The 10034-nt window shown below is 50.4% G+C and carries 11 protein-coding genes and 1 rRNA gene; all 12 read left to right on the top strand.

The features are described 5' to 3' along the window. Nucleotides 1–900, top strand: coding sequence for an Hsp33 family molecular chaperone HslO (gene hslO / locus K0T92_RS22160; protein ID WP_219874673.1), 900 nt, complete (start codon nucleotides 1–3; stop codon nucleotides 898–900). Between the two features lie 14 nt (nucleotides 901–914). Next, nucleotides 915–1868 carry a peptidylprolyl isomerase gene (locus tag K0T92_RS22165; protein ID WP_219874674.1) on the top strand — a complete coding sequence of 318 codons (954 nt, stop codon included), beginning with the start codon at nucleotides 915–917 and terminating at the stop codon, nucleotides 1866–1868. A 130-nt stretch (nucleotides 1869–1998) separates the two neighbouring features. Then, entirely contained in the window at nucleotides 1999–2937 is a 939-nt protein-coding gene (gene cysK, locus K0T92_RS22170) for a cysteine synthase A (RefSeq protein ID WP_219874675.1), read from the top strand. 183 nt (nucleotides 2938–3120) lie between these two features. Beyond that, nucleotides 3121–3702, top strand: coding sequence for an aminodeoxychorismate/anthranilate synthase component II (gene pabA / locus K0T92_RS22175; RefSeq protein WP_219874676.1), 582 nt, complete (start codon nucleotides 3121–3123; stop codon nucleotides 3700–3702). 125 nt (nucleotides 3703–3827) lie between these two features. Next, nucleotides 3828–4712, top strand: a complete 885-nt coding sequence (folP, locus tag K0T92_RS22180) for a dihydropteroate synthase (RefSeq protein WP_219874694.1) — start codon at nucleotides 3828–3830, stop codon at nucleotides 4710–4712. A 36-nt stretch (nucleotides 4713–4748) separates the two neighbouring features. Continuing rightward, nucleotides 4749–5123, top strand: coding sequence for a dihydroneopterin aldolase (folB, locus tag K0T92_RS22185; RefSeq protein ID WP_219874677.1), 375 nt, complete (start codon nucleotides 4749–4751; stop codon nucleotides 5121–5123). After that, entirely contained in the window at nucleotides 5113–5766 is a 654-nt protein-coding gene (gene folK / locus K0T92_RS22190) for a 2-amino-4-hydroxy-6-hydroxymethyldihydropteridine diphosphokinase (RefSeq protein ID WP_219874678.1), read from the top strand. The genes folB and folK overlap by 11 nt, the downstream gene beginning before the upstream one ends. Beyond that, on the top strand, nucleotides 5718–5933 hold the full coding sequence (locus tag K0T92_RS22195; protein ID WP_219874679.1) for a helix-turn-helix domain-containing protein: 216 nt from the start codon (nucleotides 5718–5720) through the stop codon (nucleotides 5931–5933). The genes folK and K0T92_RS22195 overlap by 49 nt, the downstream gene beginning before the upstream one ends. Nucleotides 5934–6077: 144 nt before the next feature. Further along, nucleotides 6078–7109 (top strand): tRNA dihydrouridine synthase DusB, encoded by a 1032-nt coding sequence (gene dusB / locus K0T92_RS22200; protein ID WP_219874680.1) that lies wholly within the window; start codon nucleotides 6078–6080, stop codon nucleotides 7107–7109. A gap of 285 nt (nucleotides 7110–7394) precedes the next feature. Continuing rightward, the gene (gene greA / locus K0T92_RS22205; protein ID WP_219874681.1) at nucleotides 7395–7871 is read left to right on the top strand and encodes a transcription elongation factor GreA; all 477 of its coding nucleotides are present in this window, start codon (nucleotides 7395–7397) and stop codon (nucleotides 7869–7871) included. 92 nt (nucleotides 7872–7963) lie between these two features. Then, the gene (gene lysS, locus K0T92_RS22210) at nucleotides 7964–9478 is read left to right on the top strand and encodes a lysine--tRNA ligase (RefSeq protein ID WP_219874695.1); all 1515 of its coding nucleotides are present in this window, start codon (nucleotides 7964–7966) and stop codon (nucleotides 9476–9478) included. Between the two features lie 431 nt (nucleotides 9479–9909). Beyond that, a 16S ribosomal RNA gene (locus K0T92_RS22215) occupies nucleotides 9910–10034 on the top strand; the annotation flags it as partial.

Raw genomic sequence — 10034 nt, forward strand, 5'->3', positions numbered from 1 at the left:
ATGGAGGACACCAAGGATTATTTAGTACGGGGTACAGCATGGGACGGGAAGCTTCGCGTGTTCGCTGTGCAAACCACCGAGCTTGTTGACGAGCTGCGTCGTCGTCATGGCACGCTGCCGACAGCAACTGCAGCGATTGGCCGTTCGGCTACAGCGGGAGCGATGATGGGCGCCATGCTGAAGGGCGAGGAGAAGCTCACCATTCAGGTGAAGGGCGATGGCCCGATCGGCTCTATCGTCATCGATGCCAATGCAAAAGGGGAAGTGCGTGGTTATGTTGATCATCCACAGGTGCAGCTGGCAAGCAATGCACAGGGGAAGCTTGATGTAGCCGGTGCTGTAGGACGGACAGGCCACATTCATATCATTAAGGATCTCGGGCTTAAAGACCCTTATCGCGGCAGTATCCCGATCGTATCCGGAGAGCTTGCGGAGGATTTCACTTATTATTTTGCCACCTCCGAGCAAACGCCTTCAGTTGTAGGTCTCAGTGTGCTTGTCGATGAGTATGGGAAAGTATTGAATGCCGGAGGCTTTATCGTTCAGCTGCTGCCGGGAATAGCGGATGAGGAAATTGCCAAGCTGGAGCAGGCTCTGGGCACGCTGCCGCCGATCTCTTCGCTGCTCGATCAAGGTGAAACGCCGGAAGGGCTGCTGCGCTGGCTTGTTGGTGATGATCTGCAGATATTGGGCACGCTTGATATCGCCTTTCAATGCAATTGCTCTCATGCGCGTGTGGAGAGAACCCTCATTAGTATGGGTGAGCAAGAACTTGTACAGTTAATTGAAGAAGACGGACAAGCTGAAGTCGTATGCCATTTCTGCAATGAGAAGTATGCATTTGACCGCCCGCAGCTGGAGAAGCTGCTTAACCAAGCCAAGCTGAAGCCGATTCAATAAATCGGAGGCCAAGCATGATGAAGAAAGACCAAGTATTGAGGGGCGTCGTACTTCTTCAAGCCGTATGTATGATTGTGCTGGCCGTTGTGGTTGTCACTCAGGTCATGGCAGCTTCTGAACCGATGGCCCCGCCGGTGGACGAGAAGGATGAAGGCACGGATCAGGCTAGTGTCGCAGACGGAATCGCGGCAACGGTAGGCTCCGAGCAAATTACGTCAGCAGCTCTAATCGGCCAGCTTCGCCGTCAGTATGGTGATTCTGTGCTGCGCACCTTGATGGTACGTGCGGCTATACGGCTGGAGGCGGAAGCATACAGCCTGAGCATCTCAACGGAGGAGCTGGGGGAAGAGCTAACGAATGCGATGTCCGGTTATGAGGATGAAGAACATTTCTACGAGGCTATGAAGCAGCAGCTGGCTCTGACGCCGGAGGCTATCGAAGAGGATATCCAATATCGTCTGCTGCTCGAGAAAATCGCCATTCGATCCATTGACGTAACGGATTCGGAGGTTGAAGACTACATCGAGAGCAACCCGGAAGAGTTTCAACCCCGAACCCAATACCGGCTATCGTGGATCGTTGCCCGGAATAAACGGGATGCTGAGGATATACTGCAGATGCTGGATGCGGGAGAGGATTTTGCATTGCTGGCCCGAACCTATTCGCTTGATGAATTGACTGCTTACAGCGGCGGGGATCTCGGTATGATCGATGGGGATGATCCTTTTCTTGATGAGGCCATTCTTGATGCAGCAAGCCAGCTGGAGCCGGGAGCATGGAGCGTGCCGATCAAAATTGATGAGGGGCAAGCAATCATCTATCTGGCTGAGAAGCGGGTAACGGAGCAATTGGACGAACGGAGGCTGCGAGAGGCTGCCAGGAAGCAACTGGCCCTCTCCCAAGCGCAGCCGCTTCAACAAGTGGAAGAAGAGCTTTTGTCCAAATACGGTGCCAAGATTGTGCAGTAACAATGACCACAATTGCGGCAGCACCACAGAGATCCATTAAAGTTAAAGTGCCTATTGACACTTGCGGCCTGCATTGATAAGATGTAGGTAAAACCAACTGAATTAGTCGGAATAAGGAGGATCTTCATTCATGGCAAAGATTGTACAAAGCGTAACTGAACTTATTGGCGATACGCCGTTAGTCCGTTTAAACCGTTTGGTGCCTGAAGGCAGTGCAGAGGTCTACGTTAAATTGGAGTTCCAGAATCCCGGTGCAAGCGTTAAAGACCGGATTGCGATCAGCATGATTGAAGTGGCTGAGCAAGAGGGCATCCTCAAGCCAGGCGATACGATCATTGAGCCTACTAGTGGCAACACCGGTATTGGTCTTGCAATGGTTGCAGCAGCCAAAGGCTACAAAGCAATCCTTGTTATGCCTGAAACGATGAGCATCGAGCGTCGCAACTTGCTTCGCGCATATGGAGCTGATCTTGTGCTTACGCCGGGCTCTGAAGGTATGAATGGTGCAGTTCGCCGTGCTGAAGAGCTTCAGAAGGAGAATCCTTCCTATTTCATGCCGCAACAATTCAAGAACCAAGCGAATGTTAAGGTTCACCGTGAGACAACAGGTCCAGAAATCGTTGAAGCGATCAATTCCCTCGACGGCAAGCTGGATGCATTCATTGCGGGAATCGGTACAGGCGGAACGATCTCTGGTGCTGGTGAAGTATTGAAAGCCAACTTCCCAGGCGTGAAAGTATATGCAGTTGAACCGGCAGCATCTCCTTTGCTCTCCGGCGGCAACCCAGGCCCGCACAAAATCCAAGGTATCGGAGCTAACTTCATTCCAGATATCTTGAACCGTGACATTTATGACGGCGTGATCACGATTGAGAATGACGATGCATTCGAATATGCGCGTCGTGCAGCCAAAGAAGAAGGTATCCTGTGCGGAATATCCTCCGGTGCAGCAATCTATGCCGCACTTCAAGTAGCTAAAGAGCTTGGTGCAGGCAAGCGTGTTGTTGCAATTGTTCCAAGCAATGGCGAGCGCTATCTGTCGACACCATTGTTTAACTTCGAGAACTAGGATCGGCTTAACATATGAATGGACTCCCGATGTGATGGGGGTCCATTTGTTCTTGGATAAGGCGTTCTAAGCCTGAATGCCCTTTTCTTTTGCGCGTCAATTCGGTATACTAGCTTGCAAAAGAAGACGTGCAGAATTGGCAATAAGAGAGTGGACTTCAAACATTGAGAAGGGGGAATATTGATGATATTGGTTATTGATAACTATGATTCCTTTACGTATAATCTGGTTCAATATTTGGGGGAGCTTGGCGAGGAGATCGTTGTTAAGCGCAATGACGAAATCGATCTCGATGGCATTGCTTCGCTAGCTCCGGATCATATCCTTATCTCTCCCGGTCCGTGCAGCCCGAATGAAGCGGGCATTAGTCTGGCGTTAATTGAGCGATTCAAAGGTGAAATTCCGATTTTTGGCGTATGCTTGGGCCACCAATCAATCGGGCAAGCATTCGGCGGTGATGTCGTGCGTGCGGATAAGCTGATGCATGGCAAGACTTCCGAGATGCTGCATGACGGCAAGACCATATTCGAGGGAATTCCTTCACCCTTCACGGCGACAAGGTATCATTCCCTGATCGTTAAGCGCGAGACGTTGCCGGATTGTCTGGAGATCAGCGCGGAAACAGCTGAAGGCGAGATCATGGGACTTCGTCACAAAGAATATCCGATTGAAGGTGTTCAGTTCCATCCGGAATCAATAATTACGGAGAATGGCCTTGCCCTGTTGCGTAATTTCCTTCGTCAGCGGGCAGGCGCAGCACGATGAAGAACGGATTGAGCGGTAAGATCTAGCATGAGAGCCGTGATCCCGGCAGATGATCACGGTTTTTTTGTATGGTAGTGATGCCGCTGTGTCCCTTTCAGGTTAAGGAGAAAGATGAGGTGCTTGCGATGCTTGCCTATAAGAATAATGACAATTGGACGCCCAGCATTCGTTCATACGAGCTGTCTGGAGGGGTCAAGCTGGAGCTCGGACATCGGACGCTTATTATGGGTATTCTAAACACGACACCTGATTCGTTCTCCGACGGCGGACGTTTCTTGGAGATCGAAGCGGCTGTTCAGCATGCTCGGGCGATGGTGGCCGATGGCGTCGATATTATAGATATCGGCGGCGAATCGACCCGCCCGGGTGGAGAGAAGGTCGGACTTGAGGAAGAGCTGCGGCGGGTGCTGCCTGTTATTCGGGCCATACGTCAGGAGCTGCCGGATACGGCTATCTCCATAGACACTTACAAAGCAGAGACGGCGCGGCAGGCTCTGGAGGCAGGAGCGCATATTATTAACGATGTATGGGCGTTGCAGGCAGATGAAGATATGGCCTCTGTTGCTGCGGCTTATGGCTGTCCGGTCATCTTGAGTCATAATCGGCATGACCGTAATTATGCGGATTTCATACCGGATGTTATTGCTGACCTGCGCAGCAGCATCGGGACTGCACTTGCCGCAGGCGTTGCGGCTGAGCAGATCTGGCTTGATCCTGGCATTGGCTTCGCTAAGGATTACGAGAACAATCTGACGATGATGGGTAATCTGCAGCAGCTTACAGCGATTGGGTATCCTGTGCTGCTAGCTACATCACGCAAGCGGTTTATCCAGAATACCTTGCAGCTTGCAGCCGAGCAGTCTATATTCGGAACGGCCGCGACAGTAACGCTGGGTATCGCGCAGGGGTGTCAGATTGTACGTGTACATGATGTGAAGGAAATGAAGCAAACAGCGAAGATGGCTGATGCGATCGTATATAGGCAGAAGAGTTTGCGAAATGAGTTTTAAGAACATCTAGCAAGATATCTTTTAGGAGGATCTTTCATGGATCGATTATCACTGAGTGGGATGCGATTCTTCGGGTATCATGGCGTATTTCCTGAAGAGAACAAGCTGGGTCAACAATATATCGTCGATGTTGAGCTTCATCTGGATTTGTCGCGGGCAGCCGCAACGGATGATTTGAATCAGACGGTGAACTATGCGGAACTGCATGCTCTAGTCAAAACAATTGTGCAGGGGCCACCCTTCAAACTGGTGGAGGCTTTAGCGGGTAACATTGCATCACGGCTGCTCGACGCTTATACTAGTGTAAATGCAGTGACGGTTCGTGTAACGAAACCTCACCCGCCGTTTGAAATTTATTTTGACGGCATGACTGTTGAACTTTGCAGAAAGCGGGATGAGCATGAACAATAAGCACCTGCAGGGCGCTGAGTGCCTGAGTGCAAAGAATTCCGATAATCAACGGCATACCCATATACATACATCAGCTGGCACAGGTGAGAAAGTCAGTTCACAGCTCGCTGCTCCATGCGTACTTGATGCTTATATCGCTCTTGGCTCTAATGTTGGAGAACGGGAGCGCATGCTGAAGGAGGCGCTGATTCATCTGGAGCAGCATCCGGACATTGAAGTAATTCGTGTGTCCGGCATCTACGAAACAGATCCTGTCGGGTATACGGATCAGCCTGCTTTCTTGAATATGGCGGCAGCCATCCGCACGACATTGGAGCCCCTTGAGCTGCTTAGGGCGATGCTTGGCATCGAGAATCAGCTTGGCAGAACGAGGGACATTCGCTGGGGTCCGCGTACAATCGACCTTGACCTGCTGCTGATGGATGGAACAGTCATGGACGCTGAGGAGCTGACATTGCCCCATCCTCGTATGATGGAGCGTGCATTCGTGCTTGTTCCGCTGCGAGATGTGCTGTTGCCCGCTCATACGTTGAAGGAGCAGGTTGAAGAAGCTGCGAGCCGTGTGCTACAGGATGGAGGGGAAGGCATCTCGTTATGGAATACGATCAATTGGCGCAGCGTGTCCGCGCATTCAGAAAGTTAAAAGGCTATACACAGCAAGAGCTTGCGGAGCGTTTGGGCGTGTCAGTTGCTGTTCTGGGGTCGCTTGAGCGCGGGACGCGCAAGCCGGATCCCAAGCTGCTGGACCGCATATCGAATACGCTGGGCATCAGCTACGAGGAGCTCACAGCTGACGGCAGCCGTCAATGAGGCTGCAAGTGCGTTCAGAATGTAGATGTTAGATGGCTATTCAAATTTCATCATATAACTTAACTATTGAGGAAGCTGACAGTAACGTACAAACGACGTTCCTAAGCTGTTTCTTCCTAATGTCAGAAGGGAGTGGAGAGCGGCATGCTCAAAATCGGAAACATCGAGATGAAGAATAAAGTGGTGCTTGCGCCGATGGCAGGCGTGTGCAATCCGGCTTTTCGACTGATTGCCAAAGAATTCGGCTGCGGACTCGTCTGCGCGGAGATGGTAAGCGATAAAGCTATTTTGCACGGAAATAAACGCACACTTGAGATGTTGTTCGTGGACGAACGGGAGAAGCCGTTAAGTCTGCAAATTTTCGGGGGCGACCGGGAATCGCTCGTCGAGGCAGCGAAGGTTGTTGATACTCAGACCAATGCGGACATTATCGACATCAATATGGGCTGTCCGGTGCCTAAGGTTACGAAGTGCGACGCGGGTGCGCGCTGGCTGCTTGACCCTAACAAAATCTACGAGATGGTATCAGCGGTCGTTGATGCTGTCAGCAAGCCGGTTACGGTTAAGATGCGGATCGGATGGGATGACGAGCATGTGTTTGCCGTAGAGAATGCCCAGGCAGTGGAGCGTGCAGGCGGCATGGCGGTAAGTGTTCATGGACGTACCCGTGAGCAGTTGTATACGGGCAAGGCAAATTGGGATATTATAAGGGATGTCAAACAAGCGGTAAACATTCCCGTTATTGGCAATGGGGATGTGTTCTCGCCTGAGGATGCGAAGCGTATGCTGGAGCATACCGGCAGTGATGGCGTTATGATCGGGCGGGGCGCGCTCGGCAATCCGTGGATGCTGTATCGGACCGTTCATTATTTGACAGAGGGTGAGCTGCTGCCTGACCCGTCACCGCGAGAGAAGATGCGAATCGCGATCCTTCACATGGACCGGCTGGTGAATCTCAAGGGAGAAGCGGTTGCTGTACGTGAAATGCGCAAGCATCTGGCATGGTATCTGAAGGGCCTTCCCGGTGGTGCGCGTGTTAAAGACGTGATCATGGAGGAGACAGGCAGGGATAAGATGGCTCAGATCCTTGAACATTACATCGATTCGCTTGGCGAGGATAGCGAGCGGCCAAGTTTGGCAGTATCGCATACAGAGGATGCGCCTGTTCATCATTAATTATGGAAGATGCATGCGGCACAGCCTTGCGTATCCAGATTCAAGCCAATGGCAAGATAGACAAGAGGTTAAGCGTTCTCAAAGAACGCTTAAGGTTCGTTGACATATGGGGTAAATTTGCAATATAATTCTTCAATATAATCTGTAACAGACCGTCCGCCTGACAGAGTGAACAGACTAACGGACCCCTGCGCGGTGTCATTAAGGTTTGAGTAAGTAATATATTGAGTAACAGTGAATTCATACAAGGTATGAAAATAGTCACACGACAGGAGAATCAGTAACATGGCCGATAAAGAGATCATTTTGACTCAGGACGGACTGAAGAAACTGGAAGAAGAACTCGAGTTTTTGAAATCGGTCAAGCGTCGTGAGGTAGCTGAACGGATTAAAGTTGCGATTGGATATGGAGATATTAGCGAGAACTCCGAGTATGAGGACGCTAAGAACGAGCAGGCTTTTATTGAGGGGCGTATTATTACGCTTGAGAAAATGCTTCGCAATGCCCGTATCATCAACAATGATGATATTGACATTGATACTGTGAGCATCGGCTCCATTGTAACGGTAGAGGATATGGAATTCGGCGATACGATGGAATATGCGATCGTGGGTACGGCTGAATCTGATCCGCTTAAGAACAAGATTTCGAATGAAAGCCCGGTTGGCAGAGCGATTCTCGGCAAGCAAAAAGGGACCGTTGTTGAAGTCAATGTACCTGCGGGCATTATTCAATATAAAATTGTGGATATCAAAAAATAATTATCAGGCATACAGGATTGGAAAAGCTTCCATTGGAAGCTTTTTTCCCTATTTAGCGCAGGCGCAGGTTGCTGCCTAGTCATAACGAGGAGATGAATGAAGTGGAGCAGGGAACGCAAGAGCAGGAATTAAGTGAATTATTGCAGATTCGCAGAGACAAATTGGATGAACTTAGAGGGCTTGGAATCGACCCGTTCGGCGGAAAATACGAGCGGACGCATCATGCGAAGGAAATTCTCGATGCTTATGAAGAGACAAGCAAGGAAGATCTGGAGAGCCAGGCCATTGAAGTAAGCTTGGCTGGACGTATTATGCAGAAGCGGGGAATGGGCAAGGCGGGCTTCTCCCATATTCAGGATCTGAGCGGCAAAATCCAGATCTATGCGCGTAAGGACAGTGTTGAAGAAAAGCAATATCAAGCCTTTGAGCTGCTCGATATTGGCGATATTATCGGTGTGCGCGGCACAGTTTTCAAGACGAATACCGGTGAAACGTCGATTAAAGCCAAGGAAATTATCGTTTTATCCAAATCATTGCTCCCTCTGCCTGATAAATTCCACGGGCTTAAGGACGTTGAGCTGCGCTACCGCCAGCGGTATGTGGACCTCATCGTTAGCCCGGAGGTACAGCAAACCTTCATCATGCGCTCGAGAATTATTCAATCGATGCGTCGTTACCTCGATAGCAGAGGTTATCTGGAGGTGGAGACGCCTACCCTGCATGCAATTGCCGGCGGGGCATCGGCCCGACCGTTTATTACGCATCACAATGCACTGGATATGCAGCTTTTCATGCGGATTGCGATCGAGCTCCATCTGAAGCGTCTGATTGTCGGCGGTATGGAGAAGGTGTATGAGATCGGCCGCGTCTATCGGAATGAGGGCATCTCGACACGTCACAATCCGGAATTCACGATGATCGAGCTGTATGAGGCATATGCCGACTACAAAGATATTATGGCTTTGACGGAGTCTCTTGTTGCGCATATCGCTCAAGAAGTGCTTGGAACGACCAAGATCAATTACCAGGGGCAAGAGGTGGATCTGTCGCCATCCTGGCGCCGTGTATCCATGGTTGATCTTGTCAAAGAAGCAACGGGTGTAGACTTCTCCTTGCAGATGACGGATGAGGAAGCGCATCAGCATGCCAAGACTCATAATGTTAAAGTAGAGCCGCATATGACATTCGGGCATATTCTGAATGCGTTCTTCGAGGAGTTCGTCGAGCATACGCTTATTCAGCCTACTTTTGTTACCGGACATCCGGTAGCGATTTCGCCGCTGGCCAAGAAGAGCGACAGTGATCCGCGGTTTACCGACAGGTTCGAGCTGTTTATCGTTGCGCGCGAGCATGCGAACGCATTTACCGAGCTGAATGATCCAATTGACCAGCGCCAGCGCTTTGAGGCACAGCTTGTTGAGCGTGAGAAGGGCAATGACGAGGCGCATGAGATGGACGAAGACTTTATCCGTGCCCTAGAGTATGGCATGCCTCCGACAGGCGGTCTCGGTATCGGTATCGACAGGCTGGTTATGCTGTTGACCGATGCGCCATCGATCCGCGATGTTCTGCTGTTCCCGCATATGCGTGAACGTGCAGGTGAATAAATAACTAATGAGCCAGCCGCCATGGATTCTTCGGAGTCAATGGCGGCTTCTTTATTCATACAGTAGCTTTAATTAATTGTATGAGGGAGAGAGCGCACAGCGCACATCTGGTGCGTTTGGAGTGTGATTGCTGTCAAGAACATCTACATATAGAAGACAGCCTTGCGGATATAAGTCGCAGAAAAAAAGTAAATAAAGATTTATTAAAAAAATGCTTGCATTTAGATTGTCGTCTATGGTATCTTAGTTAAGTCGCCGCTGAGACAACGCTGCTAAACAGAGTTGGACAAGCACAGGAAAAGCTAGACGCGACAAGGGATTCACAAGAATTTGTTCTTTGAAAACTGAACAATGAGCGACCTGTCAAACAGGTTTTAACAAGTAAGTCAGCGATGAGCTAACAAGCCATCCTGAAACTGGCTTCGGCCACTTTTATGGAGAGTTTGATCCTGGCTCAGGACGAACGCTGGCGGCGTGCCTAATACATGCAAGTCGAGCGGACTTGATGAGAAGCTTGCTTCTCTGATAGTTAGCGGCGGACGGGTGAGTAACACGT

The sequence above is a fragment of the Paenibacillus oenotherae genome (assembly GCF_019443105.1).
GTDB classification, from domain to species: Bacteria; Bacillota; Bacilli; order Paenibacillales; family Paenibacillaceae; genus Paenibacillus_Z; species Paenibacillus_Z oenotherae.

Coding starts and splice junctions, on each gene's coding strand:
- folP (WP_219874694.1), top strand. CDS start 3,828: ATGCTTGCCTATAAGAATAATGACAATTGGACGCCCAGCATTCGTTCA.
- K0T92_RS22195 (WP_219874679.1), top strand. CDS start 5,718: ATGGAATACGATCAATTGGCGCAGCGTGTCCGCGCATTCAGAAAGTTA.
- folK (WP_219874678.1), top strand. CDS start 5,113: ATGAACAATAAGCACCTGCAGGGCGCTGAGTGCCTGAGTGCAAAGAAT.
- folB (WP_219874677.1), top strand. CDS start 4,749: ATGGATCGATTATCACTGAGTGGGATGCGATTCTTCGGGTATCATGGC.
- greA (WP_219874681.1), top strand. CDS start 7,395: ATGGCCGATAAAGAGATCATTTTGACTCAGGACGGACTGAAGAAACTG.
- lysS (WP_219874695.1), top strand. CDS start 7,964: ATGAATGAAGTGGAGCAGGGAACGCAAGAGCAGGAATTAAGTGAATTA.
- K0T92_RS22165 (WP_219874674.1), top strand. CDS start 915: ATGATGAAGAAAGACCAAGTATTGAGGGGCGTCGTACTTCTTCAAGCC.
- cysK (WP_219874675.1), top strand. CDS start 1,999: ATGGCAAAGATTGTACAAAGCGTAACTGAACTTATTGGCGATACGCCG.
- hslO (WP_219874673.1), top strand. CDS start 1: ATGGAGGACACCAAGGATTATTTAGTACGGGGTACAGCATGGGACGGG.
- dusB (WP_219874680.1), top strand. CDS start 6,078: ATGCTCAAAATCGGAAACATCGAGATGAAGAATAAAGTGGTGCTTGCG.
- pabA (WP_219874676.1), top strand. CDS start 3,121: ATGATATTGGTTATTGATAACTATGATTCCTTTACGTATAATCTGGTT.